Origin of the sequence: Sorangium sp. So ce128, assembly GCF_051525245.1 — a bacterium.
In the GTDB taxonomy this organism is placed as follows: Bacteria; Myxococcota_A; Polyangia; order Polyangiales; family Polyangiaceae; genus Sorangium; species Sorangium cellulosum_B.
On sequence record NZ_CP150313.1, the window covers coordinates 4297475 to 4318787 of the forward strand.

The 21313-nt window shown below is 72.0% G+C and carries 15 protein-coding genes; 7 read left to right on the plus strand and 8 right to left on the minus strand.

The window, feature by feature from the left end; translation table 11 throughout:
- Positions 1-28: 28 nt before the first annotated feature.
- The 3 genes from pstS to WME82_RS16495 all read right to left on the minus strand — a co-directional run bounded on the left by pstS (position 29) and on the right by WME82_RS16495 (position 3434).
- Positions 29-1138 (minus strand): phosphate ABC transporter substrate-binding protein PstS, encoded by a 1110-nt coding sequence (gene pstS, locus WME82_RS16485; protein WP_438043607.1) that lies wholly within the window; start codon positions 1136-1138, stop codon positions 29-31.
- A gap of 96 nt (positions 1139-1234) precedes the next feature.
- Complete coding sequence (locus tag WME82_RS16490) at positions 1235-2731, minus strand: ATP-binding protein (RefSeq protein WP_438043608.1); 1497 nt, start codon at positions 2729-2731, stop codon at positions 1235-1237.
- 7 nt (positions 2732-2738) lie between these two features.
- Complete coding sequence (locus WME82_RS16495) at positions 2739-3434, minus strand: response regulator (RefSeq protein ID WP_012235579.1); 696 nt, start codon at positions 3432-3434, stop codon at positions 2739-2741.
- Positions 3435-3766: 332 nt separating this feature from the next.
- Here WME82_RS16495 and ndk point away from each other — a divergent pair, with 332 nt between their 5' ends.
- The 4 genes from ndk to dapE are packed head-to-tail and all read left to right on the plus strand — an operon-like array spanning position 3767 to position 7112.
- Positions 3767-4201, plus strand: coding sequence for a nucleoside-diphosphate kinase (gene ndk / locus WME82_RS16500; RefSeq protein ID WP_437746426.1), 435 nt, complete (start codon positions 3767-3769; stop codon positions 4199-4201).
- On the plus strand, positions 4201-5094 hold the full coding sequence (locus WME82_RS16505) for a hypothetical protein (RefSeq protein WP_437872311.1): 894 nt from the start codon (positions 4201-4203) through the stop codon (positions 5092-5094). The genes ndk and WME82_RS16505 overlap by 1 nt, the downstream gene beginning before the upstream one ends.
- Positions 5095-5136: 42 nt before the next feature.
- Positions 5137-6012 carry a 2,3,4,5-tetrahydropyridine-2,6-dicarboxylate N-succinyltransferase gene (locus WME82_RS16510; RefSeq protein WP_438043609.1) on the plus strand — a complete coding sequence of 292 codons (876 nt, stop codon included), beginning with the start codon at positions 5137-5139 and terminating at the stop codon, positions 6010-6012.
- A complete protein-coding gene (gene dapE / locus WME82_RS16515) occupies positions 6009-7112 on the plus strand; it encodes a succinyl-diaminopimelate desuccinylase (protein WP_438043610.1) in 1104 nt (367 codons plus the stop codon). The genes WME82_RS16510 and dapE overlap by 4 nt, the downstream gene beginning before the upstream one ends.
- A gap of 95 nt (positions 7113-7207) precedes the next feature.
- On the opposite strand, the gene WME82_RS16520 is transcribed toward dapE, so the two are convergent.
- The 3 genes from WME82_RS16520 to WME82_RS16530 all read right to left on the minus strand — a co-directional run bounded on the left by WME82_RS16520 (position 7208) and on the right by WME82_RS16530 (position 9533).
- Complete coding sequence (locus WME82_RS16520; protein WP_437746430.1) at positions 7208-8200, minus strand: sensor histidine kinase; 993 nt, start codon at positions 8198-8200, stop codon at positions 7208-7210.
- 211 nt (positions 8201-8411) lie between these two features.
- Positions 8412-8840, minus strand: coding sequence for a response regulator (locus WME82_RS16525; protein WP_012235585.1), 429 nt, complete (start codon positions 8838-8840; stop codon positions 8412-8414).
- A 228-nt stretch (positions 8841-9068) separates the two neighbouring features.
- The gene (locus WME82_RS16530) at positions 9069-9533 is read right to left on the minus strand and encodes a response regulator (protein WP_012235586.1); all 465 of its coding nucleotides are present in this window, start codon (positions 9531-9533) and stop codon (positions 9069-9071) included.
- Between the two features lie 302 nt (positions 9534-9835).
- Here WME82_RS16530 and WME82_RS16535 point away from each other — a divergent pair, with 302 nt between their 5' ends.
- Both WME82_RS16535 and WME82_RS16540 read left to right on the plus strand, forming a co-directional pair.
- Positions 9836-10699 carry a sensor histidine kinase gene (locus WME82_RS16535; protein WP_438043611.1) on the plus strand — a complete coding sequence of 288 codons (864 nt, stop codon included), beginning with the start codon at positions 9836-9838 and terminating at the stop codon, positions 10697-10699.
- 118 nt (positions 10700-10817) lie between these two features.
- On the plus strand, positions 10818-14933 hold the full coding sequence (locus WME82_RS16540) for a hypothetical protein (protein ID WP_438043612.1): 4116 nt from the start codon (positions 10818-10820) through the stop codon (positions 14931-14933).
- Positions 14934-15151: 218 nt separating this feature from the next.
- Here WME82_RS16540 and WME82_RS16545 read toward each other — a convergent pair whose 3' ends face one another.
- Both WME82_RS16545 and WME82_RS16550 read right to left on the minus strand, forming a co-directional pair.
- Positions 15152-17179 carry a DsbA family protein gene (locus tag WME82_RS16545; protein WP_438043613.1) on the minus strand — a complete coding sequence of 676 codons (2028 nt, stop codon included), beginning with the start codon at positions 17177-17179 and terminating at the stop codon, positions 15152-15154.
- 410 nt (positions 17180-17589) lie between these two features.
- Positions 17590-18084: a hypothetical protein gene (locus WME82_RS16550; protein ID WP_437872317.1), complete on the minus strand. Its 495-nt coding sequence runs from the start codon at positions 18082-18084 to the stop codon at positions 17590-17592.
- Positions 18085-18375: 291 nt separating this feature from the next.
- On the opposite strand from WME82_RS16550, the gene WME82_RS16555 reads away from it, so the two are divergent.
- Positions 18376-21204 (plus strand): serine/threonine-protein kinase, encoded by a 2829-nt coding sequence (locus WME82_RS16555; RefSeq protein WP_438043614.1) that lies wholly within the window; start codon positions 18376-18378, stop codon positions 21202-21204.
- The last annotated feature ends 109 nt before the right edge of the window (positions 21205-21313 follow it).

Here is a 21313-nt window from a genome sequence, read left to right on the forward strand (position 1 = left end):
TTCGCGCGGCTGACGCGCATTCCTGGGGTCATGGGACGAGCAGGGGCTTGCCGTCAGGGCCGACCAACGCGGCGAGCTTCTTGTTGACCTTCTCGACGACCGCCGCGGGCAGCGGGGCGTAATGGAGGTCGTTCGTGAACTTCTGGCCGTCTTGCATCGCCCACTTGATGAAGTTGGAGAGCACCTTGCCCTTCGCGAGGTCCTTCTGCTCCTGGTACACAAGGAGGTACGTGAAGCCGGCGATGGGGTATGCGTCCTCGCCCTCGGCATCCACGAGCGAGATCCGGAGGTCGTCCGGCATCCTGGCGGCGGCGCCGGCGCCTGCGGCGGTCGTGCTCTCCAGCGACGGGGTGATGAACTTCCCGCTCTTGTTCTTGAGCGAGGCGAACGTGAGCTTGTTCTGCATCGCGTACGCGAGCTCGATGTAGCCGATCGAGGCGGGCGTGCTCGTGATGAGGGCGGAGACGCCGTCGTTGCCCTTGGCGCCGAGGCCGCCAGGCCAGTTGACGCTTGTCCCGGTCCCAGGTCCGCTCTTCCACTCCGGGCTGACCGCGCTCAGGTAATCGACGAAGATCTTGGTCGTTCCGCTGCCGTCCGAGCGGTGGACCGTCGCGATCTCCTTGTCGGGGAGCTTCACGTCCGGGTTCTCCTTCTGGAGGGCCGGATCGTTCCACTTCTTGATCTTGCCCAGGAAGATGTGCGCGGCCGCCTCCGGCGTGAGCTTCAGGCCAGACGCGACACCCTCGAGGTTGTAGGTCAGCACGACCGCGCCCAGGCACGTCGGCAGGTGAAGGAGGCCGGCGGCCTTCCCGAGCTGCTCCTCGTTCATCGGCGCGTCGGAGGCGCCGAAGTCGACGGTCCGCTCGGTGATCTGCCGGATCCCACCCCCGGAGCCGATGGACTGGTAGTTGATCTTGACCTTGGAGTTGGCCTTCTGGAACTCAGCGATCCACTTCGTGTAGAGAGGGTACGGGAACGTCGCACCCGCGCCCGTCAACGTGATGTCCCCGTCAGCGGTCGGCTGCGGCGCGGTGTCCTTCTTCGCGCCGGGGAGAGAGCCGGTTTCTTGGGGGGCATCGGAGCGACCGCACGCCGCGGTCAGGAGGAACATCGCCAGGGTGAGCAGAATTCGAGCCATGCACAGCAAGGCGTAATCGAGGTTTGTGACAGCTCCGTGACGGCAAGGTGGAACAGCGAGCACCGCGCTTTCCTGGCTTTGCGTGGTTCGCGTGGATCACCCGGCGCGCGCCAGGCGGACGGTGAACTGGGTGCCGCGGCCGATGGCGCTCTCGACCTCGATCGAGCCGTTCATCAGCTCGACCAGGTGCTTCACGATGGCGAGGCCGAGACCGGTGCCGCCCAGATCGCGTGAGCGGCCGGCGTCGACCCGGTAGAACCGCTCGAAGATGCGGCCCAGGTGGTGAGGCGGAATACCGGGGCCGTCGTCGGCGACGGCGAGCGTCACCTGCTGATCGGCCGAGCGCGCCTTCACCGTGACGTGAGCTCCCTCGCCCGCGTACTTGATGGCGTTGTCGAGCAGGTTCATGAGCACCTGCTCGAGCGCGCGGCGGTCGCACCGAACGGGCGGGAGCGCGGAGGCGTCGACCGTCAGCGTGACCCTGCGCCGGCGCGCCGCCTCGGCGAGCAGCTGCGTGACGTGCTCGATGGCGGGGGCGATGTCGAGCTCCGACAGCGCGAGGCGGAAGTTCTTCGCCTCGATCTTGGAGAGGTCGAGCAGGTCGTCGACGAGGTGGCGGAGGCGCTTCGCGTGCCGATCGATCACGTCGACGAACTCGGCGGCCTCGTCGGGGTCCTTCAGCGCGCCGAGCTGCAGCGTCTCGGCGGCGGTGCTGATCGCGGTGACCGGGGTGCGCAGCTCGTGGGACACGTTGGCGACGAAGTCGGTCCGGATCGTCTCCAGCCGGCGGAGGTCGGTGACGTCGTGGAACACCGCGATGAGCCCCGGCTCGGCGGACGCGCCGTCGTGATCCGCGCCCCACGCGGCGAGGGCCTCGCGCTCATCGTGCCCGAGCCGCTCCGGGCCCTTCCGGCGCGACACGCGCACGAGCAGCCGCCTCGGCAGCGTCCGCCCGAGCTCGACCTCGACGTCGACCGGCTCGTCCCGCTTGCCGGCGAGCTGGATCGCCTCGGTGAGCCGCGCGTTGCGGATCGACTCGATGACCGATCGACCGAGCGCGTCCTCGCCGAGGGAGGCCATCGCGCGGAGCGCGCGGTTGGCGAGGAGGATCCTCCCGTCGCGATCGAGCACGAGGACGCCCTCGCTCATCCCGTCGAGGATGCCCGCGAGCAGGGCGCGCTCCGTCCGGACCTCGGCGGTCGAGCGGGAGAGCTCGCCCGTGAGGTGGTTCAGCGCGCGCGCGAGCTGGCGGAGCTCGCCCGAGCCGCGCAGCGGGGCGCGCGTCGACAGGTCGCCCTCGGACATCGCCTGCGCAAAGCGGGTCAGCCTCCGGATCGGGCGCGTGACGAAGAAGGCCGTGGCAGCGCCGACCGAGACGGCGACGACGATCACGGCGCCCATACCGAGCAGCAGGGCGCGCCGCGAGCGAAGCAGGGCGGCGTCGACGGCGGCGCGCGGGCTGTGCTCCGCGAGCAGCGCCGCTTCCATATCGCGCGCGGCGAGGCGCTCGATCGGGACGCCAGCGACGAGGAGGGCGAGCACCGTCCCCGCCGCGAGCTTCGCGCCGATGCCCAGCCCCCTCGGCAAGCGCATGGGCCCTCTAGGCGACCTCGGGCTCGGCGCGGAACCGGTAGCCGACGCCGCGCACGGTCTCGATGTAATCGCCCGCCGCCCCGAGCTTCTCGCGGACGCGCTTCACGTGGGTGTCCACGTTGCGCGCGGTCACGTCGACGTGCGAGCCCCACACCTCGTCGAGCAGGAGATCGCGCGACAGCACGCGCCCGCGGCGATCGTAGAGCATCATGAGCAGGCGGAACTCGAGCGCGGTCAGCGCGATCTCGGCCTCCTGAACCCAGGCCCGGTGCGCGGCGCGGTCGACCCGCAAGATGCCGAAGTCGAACTTCTCCGGCGCCGACGCCGGGCTCTCCGAGCGCTTGAGGATCGCCCGGGCGCGCAGGATGAGCTCGCGCACGCTGAACGGCTTGACGACGTAGTCGTCGGCCCCGAGCTCGAAACCGACGATCCGGTCGATCTCCTCGCCCTTGGCCGTGACCATGATGACGGGCACCGCCGAGGTCTGCGGGTTCTGCTTGAGGCGGCGGCAGATCTCCGTGCCCGACATGTCCGGGAGCATCAGGTCGAGCAGGACGAGATCGAACCGCTCCTCCTTGACCGCCCGGAGCGCTGTCTCTCCGCTCCCGGCGGACACCACATCGAACCCGGCCTGACGGAAATTGTAGGTGAGAACGCGCTGCAGGTCGCGCTCGTCCTCCACGATGAGCACATGGCTCGGCATGGCGGATGTATGTAGCAGCGCATTGTGACAGCTTGATGGCGATCGCGCGTGTCGTGCGTCGCCCTCGCGAGACGGAATTGCGACAAGGACGAGGTGGAGCGCGAGCGCGAGGAGAGCGCGGAGAGGCGAGAGAGACCTCGGGGGGATCGGACGCGGCCGATCCGCAACCGGGGGCGCGGCCGGGAGAGCAGCCTGGAGCGGTGCGGCGGGATGGACAGCGATGACGGAAGCGCGGCCGGGCGGCGGATCGTGCAGCGAGGCGGGCGGCGGACTCCCAGGACGGAATGCGTGGCGCTTGCAACGCTCGGCGTTTTCGCCTAACTGGGCCGCCCATGGCCCTCGAGCGAACTCTCTCAATCATCAAGCCTGATGCGATGGAAAAGAACACGGCCGGCGCGATCGTCGCCCGCCTCGAGCAGGAGGGCTTCACGGTCAAAGCGATGAAGCGCATCCAGCTTACCCGCGCGGAGGCCGAGGGCTTCTACGCGGAGCACCGGGGGCGCGGCTTCTTCGACGAGCTCGTGACGTTCATGTCGCGCAGCCCCATCCTGGTGATGGCGCTCGAGCGCGAGGACGCGGTGGCGAAGTACCGCGAGGTCATCGGCGCGACGGACCCGGCCAAGGCGGCGGCGGGGACGATCCGCAAGCTCTACGGGGCGAACGTGGGCGAGAACGCGGTCCATGGGTCCGACAAACCGGCGACCGCCGCGCGGGAGATCGCCTACTTCTTCGCGGGTTACGAGGTCGCCCCGAGCGCGACGGCCTGATGCTCGGCGAGCGGCTCGCGGCTGCGCTCGGCGCGGCGCGGGACGGCGCGGCAGGCATCGAGAGCTTCGCGCACCTGCTCGGCTCGCGCCGCGTCGGGCCGCGCGGGGTCGCGCTCGCGCTGCCCGAGGTGTGCGAGGGGTGCGCGGCGCTCGTCGTTGCCCTCGACAGCCTGTCCGCGGCGGTCCGCGACGGCTTCGTCGAGACAGACTCCGCCGCGGCGGCCGACGCCGCGGCGGCCGACGCCGCCTGCGCGGTCCTCGGCCACGCGGGCGTCGAGGTCGCGCGCCTCACGGACGAGCTGTCCCGCGCGGCGGCGGGCGCCTCGCCGCCGCGCGGCTCTGGCCGCGGCCGCGCGGATCGCGGCGGCTCCGAGCGCGGCATCGACGCGCGGCAGCGCCTCGGGCTCGAGGCGTCGGTGCGCAGGACTGCCCGGGAGCTGAGCGGCGCGCTTCGCCTGTCCGAGCTCGTGATCGCGACCCTCGAGCTGCGCCCGACGCCGCTCGATCTCATCGACGTGCTCCGCAACTGGAGCGCCGCCCCGGCCGAGGGGCGACCCGTGGTCGGCATCTCGATCGCCTCCTCCGATGGCCGCGCCAACGAGGTGGAGGGCGACGTGCGCGCCGTGAGCGGGCTCATGGAGCTCGCGGTCGGCATGGTCAGCGCCGCGGGCGTGGCGAGCCCGCACCTCACCGTGTCTCGCCTCTCGGACGGGCGCTCGATGGTACGCATCGCCGAGCGCGGCCCGCGCGAGGGCGCGCCGGCGGTCGCCCTCGACGTGGTGCTGCGCGACGGCGGCGAGCGGGCGGCCGCCGTGGCCCGCGTCGTCGCGCGCCGCGCGCGCATCGAGCTCGTCGAGGGGACGGGCGGGCGCGTCGTCACCATGACGTTCTGACCCCGGTGCCGGTGCTGGCTCGGCCGTGCTAAAGGCGGCGCCATGGCCACCGAAGAATCCATGAAGTCCCTCGTTGAGGCGGCGTTCCGCGACCGCGAGCTCCTCCGCTCGCCCGCGCACGAGGCCGCGGTCCTCCGCACGATCGAGAGCCTCGATCAAGGCCTGCTCCGCGTCGCCGAGCCCGACAAGACCGCGCAGGCGGGCGGCGAAGGCGCGGCGTCCACCGGCGAGGGCGCCCCGCACAGGTGGGTGACGCACGCGTGGATCAAGGAGGCGATCCTGCTCTACTTCTCGCTCCGCGGCATGAGCGTGATGGAGGTCGGCCCCTTCGAGTTCCACGACAAGATCCCGCTCAAGCGCGGCCTCGACAAGGCGGGCGTGCGCGTCGTCCCGCCGGGGACGGTGCGCTACGGCGCGTTCCTCGAGCAGGGCGCGATCGTGATGCCCGGCTACGTGAACATCGGCGCGTGGGTCGGCTCGGGGTCGATGGTCGACACCTGGGCGACTGTCGGCAGCTGCGCGCAGATCGGGCGAGGGGTGCACCTCGCCGGGGGCGTCGGCATCGGCGGAGTGCTCGAGCCGCCGGGGGCGCGGCCGGTGATCATCGAGGACGGCGTCTTCGTGGGCTCCCGCGTGATCGTCGTGGAGGGCGTCGTGGTCGAGGAGGAGGCGGTGCTCGGCGCCGGCGTGGTGCTCACCGCGTCGACGGCGATCCTGGACGTCACGGGGCCGGAGGTCGTCGAGCACCGCGGCCGGGTGCCCGCGCGCAGCGTGGTGATCCCGGGAACGCGGCCGAAGCGCTTCCCCGCAGGGGAGTTCTCGATCCCCTGCGCGCTCATCATCGGCAAGCGGAGCGAGGCGACGGATCGCAAGGTGTCGCTGAACGCGGCGCTGCGAGATTTCGCGGTGCCGGTGTGAGCGCGCGCTCCGACGCGGCCGCGGCGGCCGCGGCCGATCTCGCGGACACGCTGCTCTGGCTCTGCTCCGTCCCGTCGCCCACGGGCGAAGAGCAGGAGCTGTGCTGCGCGGTGGCGGAGCGGCTCGATCGGGCTCGGCTCGCCGCGCCGGTGCGCCGCCACGGCGACTCGCTCGTCGTGCAGGTGACGCAGGGCACGGGCGGCCCGAAGATCGCGCTGGCCGGGCACCTCGACGTGGTGCGCACCTCGCACGACGGGCCGCCGCGGATCGAGGGGGATCGCCTCTACGGCCCCGGCGCGAGCGACATGAAGTCAGGGCTCGCGCTGATGCTCGACCTCGTCGAGGGCGAGCGGGAGGCGATCGCGGGCGTGGATCTGACGCTCGTGTTCTACGCGCGGGAGGAGGGCCCGTACCTGGAGAACGAGCTCGCGCTGGTCATCGAGCGCGAGCCGGACCTCCGCGCGCTCGATCTCGCGGTGTGCCTCGAGCCGAGCGACAACCGGCTGAGCCTCGGCGCGAGCGGGTCGCTCCACGCGGGGCTGACGTTCCGCGGGCGGACGGCGCACAGCGCGCGGCCGTGGCAAGGGGAGAACGCCATCTACAAGGCAGGCCCGCTCCTGTGCGAGCTCGCCGCGCTCGCGCCGCGCGAGGTCGAGATCGACGGCTTCGTCTACCGAGCCGTGACGACGGCGACGATGGCGCAGGGCGGGCGCGGGCGGAACGTCGTTCCGGACGAGTTCACGATGAACCTGAACCACCGCTTCCCGCCTGGGACGTCGATCCAGGAGGCGCAGCGGACCATCGAGGCGCTCGTGGACGGCCGCGCCGAGATCGCCTGGCGCGACCTCAGCCCTTCGGCGCCGCCGCACGCGTCGCACCCGCTCGTCGTCGCGCTGCGCGAGGCGGGCGTCGCCGCGGTCGAGCCGAAGCAGGCGTGGACCGACGTGGCCCGCTTCGCGGAGCTCGGAGTGCCTGCTGTCAACTTCGGCCCCGGCGAGAACGCCCAGGCGCACCAGCGCAACGAGTGGTCGTCGCTTCGAAAGCTGTCCGAGGGTCGCACGATCCTCCGCCGCTGGCTCTCGGCGCTCGGACCGGCCTGACGCCGCGCGCACCCGCTGCGCGCGCTCCGTGTCAGGGGGGAGCCCGCCTGATCGCGCGCAGCGTTCGGGGCGCGCCCCGGTGACCCTCGTGCCCTTCAGGTGGCTGTGCGCACCGAGAGCCCGGCGGCGGGGATGGTGAAGAAGAACGTGCTGCCCTGGCCGGGCGAGCTCTCGACCCAGATCGTACCGCCGTGGGCCTCCACGATGCCCTTGGTGACGAACGCCGCGAGCCCCATCCCTTGTCCCATGGGCCTTCGAGGGGGCGCGTGACGGGCGAAGAGCAGCGGTTGCTGATCCGGGGAGATGCCAGGTCCGGTATCGGAGATCGAGAATCGCGCGTCGGTGCCCGACGGCTCGGCGCGCACCGTGATGCGTCCGCCCTTCGGCGTGAAGCGCATGGCGTTGCCGAGCAGGGTGGCGATGACCTGGACGATGCGCTCCCGATCGCACGCGATGGGCGGCAGCTCGTGCGGTAGCTCCTTCGCGATCTCGAGCGGCTTCAGCGCGACCGTGGGCGCCACGAGCTCGATCGCCTTGTCGAGGATCGGCTCGACCTCGTGCGCGCCTTTGCCGACCTTCAGCGAGCCGTTCTCGATGCTCATCGCGTCGACCAGGTCCTGCGCGAGCTGGTTGATCTCGTCCGCTGCGCGGGTGATCGCCTCGAGCTGCCGCCTACCCGGGCCCTCCTGAGGGACGGATCGCATCAGCATGCGGGCGCTCACGACGATCACGCTCAGCGAGTTCCTGAGGTCGTGAGAGATGGTGGATACGGTCTCGCGCAGGATGCGCTCTGACGCCTCCGCGCGGCGCTCGAGGAGCTGGCGCTGCTCCTCGATGATCCGCTCGCGCTTGGCCGCGTCGCCCCGCGGGGCGAGCCGCTCCGCGTCCGCCTTCGATCGCCTGGGCGCCCTGGCGCGCAGGGTCGCCGGTCCCGCGGATCGAGGCCCGCTCGCCGCAGCGGACGTCGAGCCCCGCTTCGGAGCGCGCAGGGGCGCCGCCGTGGTGCGCCCACGGAGCGTGCGGCCGTGCGCTGCGTCCGCGCCGTCCGTTGCGTTCTTCCCGGCTTTTTTTCTCGTCACCCCCGCCATTCTTGTCCCCTCGTGCCTCTCAAGCCCTCAGTTAGCCAGAAAGACCGCACCGAGAATAGTCAGGTGGTGCCGCAGTCAAGTCCTGGCAGCGCGGGAGCGCAGGTGCGCTATTCGCGGTCTCGCCGCCGTCTCGCGGAGGGCACGCGCCTCGCGGATCTCGCGAGCGCTGTGTAGGTTTCGTCGATTCCGTGGAGAGGGGATTCGCGGCGCGTCAGGGCGCGCTTTCCGGCTGCGATGACGCGCTGCCGCGCGACAGGAGGCGGCGAATCTCGAGCACGAGCGTGTCCGGCAGACACGGCTTCGTCAGGAAGGCGTCGCACCCCGCGTCCTTCGCCTCGCGCGAGTGCCCCGCGAGCGTGTGACCTGTGAGGGCGACGATGGGGATCCTCATGGTGCGAGGATCGCTCTTGAGGTGGCGCGTCGCCTCCCAGCCGTCGATCTCGGGGAGCGAGAGGTCCATCAGGATGAGGTCCGGGATCAGCTCGAAGGCGCGGTCGAGCGCCTCGCGCCCCGTCGCCGCCTCGGCCACGCGGAACCCGGAGAAAGACAAGTACTCCGCGAACATCTCCCGGTTGTCCTGGAAGTCGTCCACGACCAGGACGAGCGGCGAGACCGCGTTGTCATCAGACTTCACTTCCATCCCAGTGAACCTTTCCATTCCTCGGCGCGCCGCGCCGCCCGATCGGTCGTAAGGGGCTCCGGCATCGCTCGGCCGGCCTCTCACGCGGGGTCATGTAGGGGGGCGATCCGCTCGGGTCACGTCATGTTTGTATACCTGATTGCGGGCATAATGCCGGGCATTTCCCCTCCCGCGCAGGGGTTATCCTGCATTTGCCCTGAAGGGGTTTCAGGTTGCTCCTGACGTGGCCTAGGTAGGTCCGTAGGGTCGGCGGACGCCGACGATCTCGTGGAGCAAACGAGCGGCGCTGTCCCAGTCGACCGGCTTCACGAGCACACCGTCGAATGCCGAGGCGTTGAGGGCGGCGCGGGCCTCGAGATCGCGCCGGCCAGTGCACGCGAAGATGGCGACGTGCTGGGTCGCCGGATCGGCGCGCAGCGCCTCGGCGACGACGAAGCCGTCGATGCCGGGCATCCTCAGGTCACACAGGATCACATCCGGCACGTCCTGCGTCGCGAGGAACACGCCACGCAACCCGCCGGCTGCCCGCTCTACCAGGAAGCCGTGCGCAGCGAGCGCCGCCTCCGCCATGACGAGGAAATCGGGATCATCATCGACGATGAGGACCCGGCGCCGCCGCTCGATCACCAGGGTATCCTCGTCTCCCTGCTCGTCGTGATGCTCGGTGAACTCTCTGCGCTCTGCCTCGGACATGCTCCCCCGCTCGTGGCTCGGCTGACAGCGCTCCCCAGGTGCTCGGGCTTCGATGCGCTGATGCGCGGAAGCATGACCATGGAACCATGGAAGGAGAGCAACGGCCTCCCGCCGGCGTTTCTGGAAAGGCCCCCCCGCGCTGGTGGAGGCGGAACCCGAACCCCAGGTACACCTTGTGCCCAGGTCGCTTATCCGCAACCATCAACTGTCCAGCGCAGATGGGGGTCTCTGCGCGGTTCACCCCCAGCCTCCGGCGACCGCTGTTTCGGGGCAGCCCCGACGACAGTTGGCTTGCTCGTCTGATGCTCGCGGTCCGCGCTGCTGCATATTCGGAGCAGGCGTTTATGTGGATGGATGACGAGTTCTTCGCGCGTGTGGGCCACGATCTTCGGGGCGAGCTGGCGACCATGCTGGCGGGGGTCCACTATCTCCTGCGTTACCAGAAGGACCTCGGGGCGGCGCCGCGGGACATGCTGGAGCGCGTGCGCGGTGCGGGCGAGCGGCTGAAGCGGCTGCTCGACGAGTTCGACAACTCCATCTGGCTCCGCGCGGACGCGAGCCGTCCCATGGCGATCGCCGCGTGCGATGCTGGCGAGCTCGCCCGCCGCGCGGCGGGGCATCTCGAGGAAGCGGCCACCGCGCGTGGCGTGCGCATCTCGTTCGATGCCGAGCCCGACGGGGGCGCGCCCGTGGAGGGGGATCCGGAGCTGCTCCGGGTGGCGATCGAGTACGTGCTCGGCTTCGCCATCCTGCGCTCGCGCGATCGCCCCGTGCAGATGCGTGTCTCGATCTCTGGCGGTGAGGCGGTGGTGACCGTCATCGACGAGGCCGGCCCCGTCGCGCCCGAGCCGCTCGCCCGGCTGCTCGATCCGTTCGGCGAGCGGGGGGCGATCCCCGCCGACCCTGTCGCGCCGCGCCGTCGAGAGCGGCTGGGCCTCGGGCTCGCGATCGCGCGTGGCATCCTCGGTGCGCACGGGGGCGGGCTGACCGTGGAGCCGACGTCCGAGCGCGCGGACGGCGGCTCGACGGAGCCGGCCTCGGGGCTCTCCGCGACGGGGCTGCGATTCACGTGCTCTCTCGGCGGCGTTCGGCGGGGCTCTCCCCCCGGCTCGCCCGAAACGACGGGTCGCGGCCGCGCGGCGAGCGCGAGCGGCGATGACGGATGAGATCCCGCCCTGGGCTCGCAACGCGGATCGTGTCCGATGAAGACTTCGTCTAGGATGGACGGGGTCGCACGTCGCGAGCGTGCTCCAACTTCCACCGCCCACCGATGAATGCGCCTCGATGCCGACGCTGAGCTCTCTCCTCGTGCAGCATGGGGTTACCTCGATGCGGGTGGTCGAGGAGGCGATCGCCCGCCAAGTGCTCCACGGCGGCGATCTCGCCACGAATGTGCTGGAGCTGGGTGCGGTGCGTGAGCGAGAGCTCACGGCGCTGCTCGCGGAGAGCCTCGGGCTCCCGCCCGCCGTGGGCCGGCTGCGGCCCGCGTCGCCCGAGGTGCTCCGGACGATCCCCGTCGATCTCGCGGTCCAGCACCGCGTGTTCCCCCTCGACGTACGCGCAGGCCTCGACGTGGCAGCGACGGGAGCCCCGCAGCGCGAGGCGACGCTCGTCATCGCCACGGCAGAGCCCCTCGCGTTGCCCGTGGCGGAGGAGCTGAGCTTCGCGCTGGGGGTCAGCCTGCGGCAGCTCGCCGCGCCGCTGGTGCGCATCCGCCAGGCGCTCGCCGAGCACTACGGCGTGGCCCTGGAGCGGCGGTTGTCGCGGCTGGTGAAGCAGCTCGACGCGCGCGCCGAGCCGAGCCCCAACGAGTCGAGCGCGTCGAGCCTGGCGAACGAGCCTGGCCCTGCGGTCGCCGCTGCAGTCCCGCCGGCGGCGGCGCCGCCGCCCTCCTCACCTGCCGGCACCGACGCGGCTCCACACGCGGCGGTCGACGCCAGCTCGTCCGCGCAGATCGACGCGAGTTTGCCCGCCGAGATCGTCGCGGATCCATCGGCCGAGCTCGTTGCCGCCTCGCCCCCTGGCGCCGATGCGGATTCACCTGCAGGCGTCCGCCCCACGTCGCCTCCAGGAGTCGAGGCGGCTTCGCTGGCCAGCGTCGATGAGCCCGAGGATGCCGCTGAGACCCAGCAAAAGCGACCCAGCATCGAGGATGCACCGACGGTCGAATCGCTGACCTCTATCTACGACGAGGACACGGTCGTCGCGGACGTCGCGCTCAACGAGGCGGTGCCCACGCCGAGGAAGCCGCCGCTCCACGAGATGGATGACGAGCCGACGGTCGTCGCTGCGTATCCGCTCGATCTCTCCTTGCTCCGCTATCCCGAGGCGCACATGCCTCGGATCGAGGCGGTCGCTTCACAGCGCGCCGCGCCAGCTCCTGGTGAGGCGGCCGCGCATACCCGCCAGGCGGCCGCGTTGCAGGAAGAGCCGGCGATCGAGCCGGCAGTGCCGACGCCGCGCTCCGAGCAGCTCGCGCCGCACCTTTCGCTGCTGGCGCCATCGGAGGCCGTGCGCACGTCGCAGCGCGTGGAAGCCCCGGGGCCGCCGGTCGAAATCCCGGAGCCGGCGCCGACAGCAGCGGCCTCGCCGGCGTCGGCGCTGTCCGGCGTGCGTTCGCCAGCGCCAGGCACTCAGCTCCTGACGGGCTGGCTGAAGCGGGCCTCTGCTGCACACCGGCCTCAGCAAGAGCCGCTGCCGCGAGCCGCTGCGGCGCTCCAGCAGCAGCCCGACGGATCCGCATCCACGGCGTCGACAACGGCGGCATCGGTACCCGCAGGTTCGACACCTGAGGCGCCGGTACCCGTGCCGTCAGCGCCTGCGGCGCCGGCACCCGCGGCGTCGGCACCTGCGGCAACTCCGGCGGAGCGACGCGAGCTCTCCTCGAGCGCACCGGCGGCGAAGGTCGCCATGCGCGAGGCGGGACGGTCTGCATCCGCTTCGCAGAGGCGGAAGGGCCCCTTCACGCTGGCCATGGCCGAGCAGGCGCTCGCCGCCGTCGGATCGAGCGAAGAGGTGCTCGGCGTCCTCTTCGACTTCGCTCAACAGTACTTCGAGTACACGGTCCTGTTCACGGTGCACGGCGAGCGCGCTGAAGGCCGCAACGCTTCAGGTCCAGGCGCCGAGCGCGAGCGCGTCACGAAGATCGCCGTGCCCTTCGAACGTCCGAGCGCCCTCGCCAGGGCGCGCGCGCTCCGCGCGCCGGTCGTCACCGCCGTCGCCGGCAGCGCGCCTGACGCCGAGCTCCAGCGCGAGCTCGGCAGGAAGGTCCATGCGGCCGCCGTGGCGGTCGTCCCGATCGTCGTGCGCGGCCGCGTCGTCGCGCTCGTCTACGGCGACGACGGCGCCACCTCGGTCGAGCTCTCGAGCATCGGAGACCTCATCGCGCTCGCCGGCATCGCGGCGACGGTGCTGGAGCGGCTCATCCTGCGGAAGAAGCAGAACCGCAGCGGCGGAGCCCAGCAAAGCGACGGCCCGGCGCCCCACGAGGCCGTCACGCCTCAGCAGAAGGCGCCCGCGCCGCAGCATCCCGCGCCCGCGCCGCAGCATCCCGCGCCCGCGCCGCAGCATCCCGCGCCCGTGCCTCCGGAGGACGCCGCCGCGCGTTCGGAGGACGCCGCTGCGCCGATGGACGAGCAGGCCACGGAGGGACCGCTCTCCCTGCGCACCCGCGCCGCGCTCATGGAGCTGAGCAGCATGGTCCGCGCGGACGCGCACGGCGCGCACGTCGCTGCCGCGGGCGCGCAGCTGCCTGCGGCGGATGCAGACCGCGACGCGGGAGAGCCCCCGCCCGCCGGCTCCTCCGACGTCGCGCCGCAAGCCGTGCGGCCGCAGGGCGGCTGGACCACGGAGGACGGCGCTTCTGGGATCGACGCCGTCGCGCGGGCCTTCGGCCTTCGCGGCACCGGCGTGGAGACCGAGCCCGTGCGGCCGGACGAAGGTGTCGCGCATGCGATGGCCTTCAGCTCGACGATCCCGCCGGCCCCGACGCAGCACGCGCAGCGTATGGGCTCCGAGCCGCAGTTCCGTTCGGGCCTCGAGGTGGACGTGGACGTCGTGTCCGGCACGGCCGTCACGGCGCCGATGATGCCGGCGGTCACGCCGCCGATGATGCCGGCGGTCACAGCGCCGATGATGCCGACGGTCACGCCGCTGCCTGCGCCGCGCGCCGCGGCGTCGTCGGCGCCGGCGATCATCGACGAGATCCCCGACCTCGAGATCCCAGCGGCGCCGGTCCCTTCGGCGTCGGAGGACCTCGATCTCGGCGAGCCGGAAGAGGCGCGGACGAAGCGGTACTCACGGCCTCCGTGGATGCTCGACAGCTCGATCACGCCGGGCGCAGAAGAGCACCGGGAGCTCGGGCCGGCGCCGGCCGCGGGGCGGCCCTCATGGCGCCGCCGTACGCCTGTTGCCGTCGAGAGCGCCACGGCGTACGCGAGGCCCCCGTCCGAGCGGCGCGCCGCGGTCTCGCCGTCGCCGGCCGGCGACTTGCGCGCGGAGTACAGCTCGCTCCTTCAACATGTCCTCGCGGGCGGCGAGGCCGGCGCGAGGGCGTTCGCCGAGCTCGTGCGCAACGGCGACACGGCGATCTCAATCGTCGCCGCGCGGTTTCCTGGTCCGCTCCGGGTCGATCGTCAGCGCTTCCGTGAGCAGCTCGCCGGCCCGGAGGGCGCCGCGATCGTCGCCACCGTGCCCCCCGCCTCCCAGTGCGGGCCGCTGCTCGAGCTCATCGTCGCGATCCGGCGCCCGGCGCTGCCCTTCATGACCGTGCGGAGCGCCTCGCCCGATCCCGAGGTGCGCCTGTGGGCCACGCACGTGCTCGGCGAGCTGACGTACCCGGAGGCCGCCAACGCGCTGCTCCCACGGCTCTTCGACGACAGCATCGCCGTGCGGCGGATCGCGATCCAGTCGGCCGCCTCGCTCATCGCGGCGCCGCCTGCGGGCGGCCCCATCCTGCAGGGGCTCGATCACATTGCGCGCGACCGCGAGGAGGCGTCCGCGCGGCGGCTCGCGGCCATCGAGACGATGTCCGAGATCCGCTCCGGAGCCAGCGTGCCGGCGCTCATCAGCGCGCTCACCGATCCTCACGAGGCGATCGTCGAGGCGGCGGCGCGGGCGCTGGTCGTCATCACGCGGGACGATCACGGCCGAGAGGCGCGCAGGTGGCTGTCGTGGTGGTCGAGGAACGGCGAGCGCCATCGCATCGAGTGGATCATCGACGCGCTCACGCACGAGAAGCCTGCCATCCGCCGCGCGGCGATCGACGAGCTGAAGGGCGTCACCAAGGAGTACTTCGGCTACTACGAGGACCTGCCGCGGCAGGAGCGGGAGGCCGCCCAGGAGCGCTACCGCGCGTGGTGGATCTCCGAGGGGCGCTCACGGTTTCGCTCCGCCGGCTGAGGCCGCGACCACGGAGCGGGTGGCGGCGGGCGGGCGGCTCGCGGCGCCGCCTCCCGTGGGAGCGGCGCGCCGACGCCTCACGGGCGACGCGCGCAGAAGGAGATTGAGCCCGCGTCGCGCGGGGAGGCGGGCGGCTCAGCCGCTCAGCGGGAGCCGCCCGTCGGGTGGGATCAGGGAGGGTCAGGGGAAGGGGAGAGAGCGAACCGCGCAGCGGCGGTTCACTTCGGCGCGGCGGGGGCGGCGGCCGGCTGCGTGGCGGGCGCCGGCTTCTTGACGGGCAGCCCGGCGGGCGCGGTCTCGCCGGCCTCCTTCATGGCCTTGTCGATGAGCTTCTTGAACTTCGAGAACGGCTGCGCGCCGCTGATGAAGTAGCCGTTCACGACGAACGCCGGCGTCCCGCTGATGCCCGCCTTGTCCGCCACGGAGTTCTCGGAGTCCACGAACGCCTTGTGGGTGTTCGCGTCGAGCGCCTTCTTGAACTTCGTCATGTCGAGGCCCTGCTCCTCGGCGTACTTCTCGAGCGAGGCGCGCGAGAAGGCGTCCGGCTGCCCCTGATTCTTGAAGAGCACCTCGTGGTACGCCCAGAACCCGGTGTTGCCCTTCTGCGTGTAGGCCTCCTGCGCGGCCTCGGACGCGAGCGGCGCGTTCTTGTGCATCGGCAGCGGCCGGTGGCGCCACACGATCTTCAGCTTGTCGCCGTAGGTCTTCGAGATCTGGGAGACCGTGTCCTCGACGCGCTTGCAGAACGGGCACTCGAAGTCCGAGAAGACCTGCATCACGACCTTGGCCTTCTCGCCGCCCTTCCACGGGCTGTTCGGCGCCGGCGCGGAGACCTCCTTGCGCTCGGGCGGCGGCGGCTCCTTGCCGTCCTTGATGATCTCGGCGTAGAGGTCCTTGGCGGCGACGCCCTTGGCGAGCAGCGCCTCCGACTTCTTGATCTCCTCGTCGATGATCGCCTTGAACTTGTCGATCGGCTGCGCGCCGACGAGCCGGCGGCCATTGATGAAGAAGTGCGGGGTCCCGGACGCCTGCAGGTCGTCCGCGAGCTCCTGATCGGCGGCGATGGACGCGCCGAACTTCTTGGTGGCGATCGCGGCCTTCACCTTCTCGACGTCGAGCCCGAGCTCCTTGGCGTAGCCGAGCAGGTCGTCGTCGCTGAGCTTCTGCTGGTTCTTCCAGAGCAGGTAGTACGCGTCCCAGAAGCCCTTCTCGCCCTTCTGCGCGCGGGCCTCCATGGCGAGCTCAGCCGCGGGTTCGGCGCGCTGGTGGAACGGGAGCGGGTTGTTCTTCCAGACGAACCGGACCTTGTCCCCGTAGGTCGTGAGGATCTCGTCGAGGGTCGGGACGACCTTGGAGCAGAACGGGCACTGGAAGTCGGACCACTCGACGATGGTGACCAGCGCGGTGGCCGGACCCTTCGCGGGGGCGTCGCCGACGGGCACCTTCCAGACGGTCTTGTCGTCCTCCTGCGGGCGCTCGCGGTCCTTCTGCGGCGGCGCCTTCGCCTTGTTCTCCGCGGCGAGCTTCGCGTACACCTTGTCGGGCTTGGTCCCGGCGGCGACCGCCGCCTGCGCGGCCTTGAGCTGCTCGTCGATGACGGACGTGAACTTGTCGATCGGCTGAGCGCCGCTCAGGAACACGCCGTTGATGATCGAGGCGGGCGTGCCGGTGACGCCCGAGGTCTTGCCGACCGCCATGTCGGCGTCGATCTTGGCCATGTACTCCTGCCGATCGAACGCCGCCTTGAACTTCGCCCTGTCGACGCCGGCGTCGCCGGCCCACTTCTCGAAGTTCTCGGGCGTGAGGCTCTTCTGGTTCTGGAAGGCGAGCTCGTGGAACTTCCAGAACGCCTTCGAGCCGCCGAGGCGGAACACGGTCTCGGCCGCGAGCGACGCCGGGCGCGCGTTCTTGTGGAAGGGGAGCGGGTTGTTCTTCCAGATGATGCGCAGCTTCTCGGGACCGTACTTGTCCTTGAGCTGGTTGATCGTCGTCTCGACCTTGCTGCAGAACGGACACTCGAAGTCGCTGAAGACGACCATCGTCACCGGCGCCGCCCGCGTGCCCCACATGGGGTCCTTCGACGACACCGGGACCGCCGCGTCCTCGTCGGTCCACGGCTGACCATCCTCGACGGCCGCCGAGATCTCATGCCCGCGCGAGCCGGCGCTCCGATCGATGCTCCACATCAGCCCCATCCCTGCGATGAAGCAGAGAAGAAAGCCGACGATGGCTGTTCCCTTGTTCATGATATTTCCTCTCTCAACATGGTGGGGCTCCGCCAGGCGGGCCCCTCCTTCAACGCGGGCGCGGCACCGGGTGCAGCGCCCGCGACAAGATCGCCAATCGTGAGCTCCCGGGGCGGCGAACCACCCCGGGCCAAGGGAGCCGCCGCCGCGTGCGCGCGGCGCAGCCCCCGCGGAGCGCCAGGGCCGCTCTCGACCCCTCACGCCGGCGCCAGCGACCGGCCTCGGGCGCGGCTGGCACGTCGCCTCGAGAGGGCGAGCCTGCGCGACGTGGGACCGGACCAGCGCCTAGGAGGCTCGGGTCAGACCGGCAAGCGCTCCGGACCTCGCGGCAGCGCCGCCCTCGCGCCGAGCGCTGCGGTCCACGAGAGAGCACGCGGCGCGATCGGGTGCGGGCTGCCGGCGAGCTCGCCTCATCGAGGTGGGTGGTAAACGCCCTGCGCGATGCCGGGACGCGGTCCTCCGGAGACCGCCGCGAACGAGAAGAGCGAGAGCGGCGCGCACGGGGCAGGGAGGACGAGGTCAGGAAGGAGCAACGCCTGCTGCGGGGCGCTGGAGAGCTCGCTCACAGGGCCGGGGTGCCGCGAGTTCGGCCCGACCATCGGGCCGCCATCGCTCCTGGCGCAGCCTGGCGCCGCGTCGATCCGCGCGTCGGTGATCGGGAGGGTGCGGGGCGGAGCGACCGAGGAAGCTCCGCGGGGGTCGCAGATCGGCGCGTCCCTCGTCTCGCCCGTCGCGCCGTCGACGCTGGTCAAGACGGTGCACGAAGGCTCGTCCGGCGGGGCGACGATCGTCATCCGGTCGTCCTCGCACACCGGGACGATCGCAGCGCGCGCTGTCAGCGGCAGGACCAGCGCCAACGCGAACGTCAGCACGGTCATCAGGCGCTGGACAGCGTGTCGCGACATCCCTCGCCAAGGATTAGCCGAGGCGTGCAGGGAGAGCAATGGCCCGGATCCCCGCGGGAACGCGGCACTTTGGGGTCTTCCTGGACGGATCCCGACGCTTCTCCAGGGTACCGCCCGGAGGACACCACTTGTCGACAGGGTGTGGATAACCCTGTGGACAAGTTGGAGATCCCCTGTGTCGAAACGGTGGTTCGAGCGGCCCGCGCCAGCAGGAGCACGGCCGGTTTCCGCGTCGCGCAGCGGTTCGCGCGAATTTGGCCCACCTTGTCCTACATCCGGTAGGTTCGCTTCATGGCGAACTCCTCCGCGACCGTGCCTCGCCCGGTTCCTCCGCCCTCGCACGAGCCCACCAAGAGCGGCTTCGCTGCGGACGATGTTCCCCGGCCGCTCGGCCGTTACGTGCTCCTGCGACGCATCGCTCGGGGAGGCATGGGGGAGGTGTTCCTCGCCTCCACGACCGGGCTGGAAGGGGCGGAGCGCCCCGTCGTCGTGAAGATCATCCGCCGCGAGCACGCGTCCGATCCGAGCTACATCGCCCGCTTCCTGGACGAAGCGCGGGTGCAGGCGCAGCTCCAGCACTCCGGTGTCGCGCAGGTCATCGAGGCGGACGTCGACCCCGCGACGGGGGAGCCTTACGCGGTGGTCGAGCACGTCGAGGGCCGGAGCCTCGGCGAGCTCCGGGCCCGCGCGGTGCAGCTCGGGCACCGCTTCGACTGGGCGGAGGCGGTCGCGATCGCGACAATGATCGCCGAGGCGCTCGCCCACGTGCACGAGCGCAGGGACCCGTCGGGCGCCGCGCTCGCCATCGTCCACCGCGATCTGTCGCCGCAGAACGTGATGCTCGGCTTCGCGGGCGACGTGAAGATCATCGATTTCGGCACCGCCCGCGGGCAGAACCGGCGCTGCCACACGGTCGCGGGCGTCGTCTTCGCGAAGCCGGGCTACGTCGCGCCGGAGGTCGCCAACGGCGACCCGGGCGACGCGCGGGTCGATCTCTATGCGCTCGGGATCATGCTCTGGGAGCTGTGCGCGGGGCGCCGGTTCCTCCAGGGCGACGCGCAGACGCACATGGCCGCGGTCGCGCGCAACCAGAACGACCCGCCGCCGATCGCGCTGTCGCTCGGGGCCCCGTCGGCGCTCGACGCCGCCATCGGGCGGCTCACGGCGTTCGACCGCGAGGCCCGGTACCCGTCGAGCCGCGCCGCCGCGCGCGACCTCGCCGCGCTCCTCGGGGCGGCGGTCGCCCTGCCCGGCGGCGAGCGCGGCGTGCGCGCGCGGGCCGCGCACCTGATGCAGCGCCTGTTCCCTGGCGAGCCGGGGCGCTCGCGCGGCGAGTTCGCGGCCCTCGTCGCCGCCGCCAAGGCCCATCGCGCCACGGCCGTGACGCCGGTGAGCCCGCGCGCGGAGGCGATGGCCTCCGCCGAGCGCGTGGACGACGGCACGCTGCCCGGGACGCGCTACCGGCTGCTGCGCGAGATCGGGACGGGCGCGAGCAGCACCGTCCACGAGGCGGAGCACGTCGATCTGGGGCGCCGCGTGGCGCTCAAGGTCGTCTCGGCGGAGCACTCGGCGACCGACGTGATCGCGAGCCGCTTTCGCCGCGAGGCCCGCGTCCTCTCGCGCCTCTCCCACGAGCACCTCGTGAAGGTCCACGATTTCGGCATGGCCGCGGACGGCCGGCTGTTCTGCGCCATGGACCTCCTCGAGGGCGAGACGCTCGACGCCTTGCTCGTCCGCGGCGGCGCGATCGACTGGAAGGACGCGCTCGCGATGGCCGCCAAGGTGCTGAGCGCGCTCGAGCTCGCGCACGCCGAGGGGCTCGTTCACCGGGACATCAAGCCCGAGAACCTCTTCATGACGCGCCCGCGCGGCGCCGAGGGGGCGCTCTCCCTCGCGGACGCCGGCCTGAAGCTGCTCGATTTCGGGCTCGCGAAGCGCCTCTCTGAGGATCGCGGCGAGGCCGACGGCGTCTCGGACGAGACGGGCGCCGGCGAAGGGCCGGCCCGGGCCGCGGTCGCGATCGTCGGGACGCCCGAGTACATGGCCCCCGAGCAGGCCGCGTCGGGGCGCATCGACGGGCGCGCCGACCTCTACGCGCTCGGCTGCGTCCTCTACGAGATGCTCACGGGGCGCCTGCCGTTCGTCGAGCAGAGCCTCGTCGCGCTGATCGACGCGAAGATCAAGGGCAGCCCCGAGCGCCTCCGCGAGCGCGCGCCGACCCGGCAGATCCCGACCTTCGTCGACGATCTGGTGATGCGCGCGCTGGCCCGTCACCCGAGCGTCCGCTTCCAGAGCGCCGCCGAGATGCGAACGGCCATCCTGGAGGCGCTGGGGCGACCTGCTCGCGCGCGCACCCGCCGCCGCGCGCTGGGGTTCGCCGCGGTCGCCGCCGCGATGACGCTCGCGGGCGTGCTGGTCGTCGGCAAGGGGCGCGAGCTGGTGGCCCGTGTCCCCGCGGTCGCTGCGCTCGTCGGCGCTGCGGGCGAGGCGGCCGCGACGTCGGGTGATGCGGCGCAGCCCGCCGCGCCGGCGATCGCCGCGGAGGCGCCGGCGGCAGCCGCGGAGGCGCCGGCGGCAGCCGCGGAGGCGCCGGCGGGCGCCGCGCTCGCGGCAGCTTCCTACGCGCCGGCGTCCGTCGCGGCAGCTCTCGCAGCGGCCAGCGCGCCAGGGCCTGGCGCGGCAGGGCAGGGGAGCGACACGCCTTCGGCCCTCGCGGCTGTGCCCGCCGCCGGCTCCGATGCCGCCGCGCCCCGAGAGGGAGCCGCGCAGCCTGCGGCGGTCGTGTCGCCTGCGCAGGCCGCCATCGCGAAGAGCGACGCGGCGAAGCCGCCTGCGAGGGACGAGTCCGCCCGGCGCGCCTCGGCGATGACCGCGCGCGCGCCGGCGCCGAAGGCCGCCAAACCTGCGGCGCGCGGCGCGGCGGATCGCGCCTCCCGCGAGGTCGCGAAGCGCGAGCCGAAGGCGCGCGAGCGATCGTCCTCGTCCGTGGCGCGCGAGTCGGCCGCGCCGACACCCGCGCGTGGCGAGGCTGACACTGCGGCGAAAGAGGCGCACGAGGATCGCAGCGAAGCGAAGCGGCGCCGTCACAAGCGGCGGTCCCGGGTCGCGAAAGCGGAGTAGCCGCGCGCCGCGCGGCGCATTTCGCTCGCGCATGGGCTGCGGCGTTGTATACCGCGCAGCCTGCGATGGCTCAGATCGCCTTGTCCGCGCCGGGTTCGAACGCCGTTAC

Excerpts from the sequence above, each read along its gene's own strand:
- WME82_RS16555 (WP_438043614.1), top strand. The coding sequence starts at position 18,376 with ATGGCGAACTCCTCCGCGACCGTGCCTCGCCCGGTTCCTCCGCCCTCG.
- WME82_RS16505 (WP_437872311.1), top strand. The coding sequence starts at position 4,201 with ATGCTCGGCGAGCGGCTCGCGGCTGCGCTCGGCGCGGCGCGGGACGGC.
- ndk (WP_437746426.1), top strand. The coding sequence starts at position 3,767 with ATGGCCCTCGAGCGAACTCTCTCAATCATCAAGCCTGATGCGATGGAA.
- WME82_RS16525 (WP_012235585.1), bottom strand. The coding sequence starts at position 8,840 with ATGGAAGTGAAGTCTGATGACAACGCGGTCTCGCCGCTCGTCCTGGTC.
- pstS (WP_438043607.1), bottom strand. The coding sequence starts at position 1,138 with ATGGCTCGAATTCTGCTCACCCTGGCGATGTTCCTCCTGACCGCGGCG.
- WME82_RS16550 (WP_437872317.1), bottom strand. The coding sequence starts at position 18,084 with ATGTCGCGACACGCTGTCCAGCGCCTGATGACCGTGCTGACGTTCGCG.
- WME82_RS16495 (WP_012235579.1), bottom strand. The coding sequence starts at position 3,434 with ATGCCGAGCCATGTGCTCATCGTGGAGGACGAGCGCGACCTGCAGCGC.
- WME82_RS16540 (WP_438043612.1), top strand. The coding sequence starts at position 10,818 with ATGCCGACGCTGAGCTCTCTCCTCGTGCAGCATGGGGTTACCTCGATG.
- WME82_RS16520 (WP_437746430.1), bottom strand. The coding sequence starts at position 8,200 with ATGGCGGGGGTGACGAGAAAAAAAGCCGGGAAGAACGCAACGGACGGC.
- WME82_RS16545 (WP_438043613.1), bottom strand. The coding sequence starts at position 17,179 with ATGAACAAGGGAACAGCCATCGTCGGCTTTCTTCTCTGCTTCATCGCA.
- WME82_RS16530 (WP_012235586.1), bottom strand. The coding sequence starts at position 9,533 with ATGTCCGAGGCAGAGCGCAGAGAGTTCACCGAGCATCACGACGAGCAG.
- WME82_RS16510 (WP_438043609.1), top strand. The coding sequence starts at position 5,137 with ATGGCCACCGAAGAATCCATGAAGTCCCTCGTTGAGGCGGCGTTCCGC.
- WME82_RS16535 (WP_438043611.1), top strand. The coding sequence starts at position 9,836 with ATGCTCGCGGTCCGCGCTGCTGCATATTCGGAGCAGGCGTTTATGTGG.
- WME82_RS16490 (WP_438043608.1), bottom strand. The coding sequence starts at position 2,731 with ATGCGCTTGCCGAGGGGGCTGGGCATCGGCGCGAAGCTCGCGGCGGGG.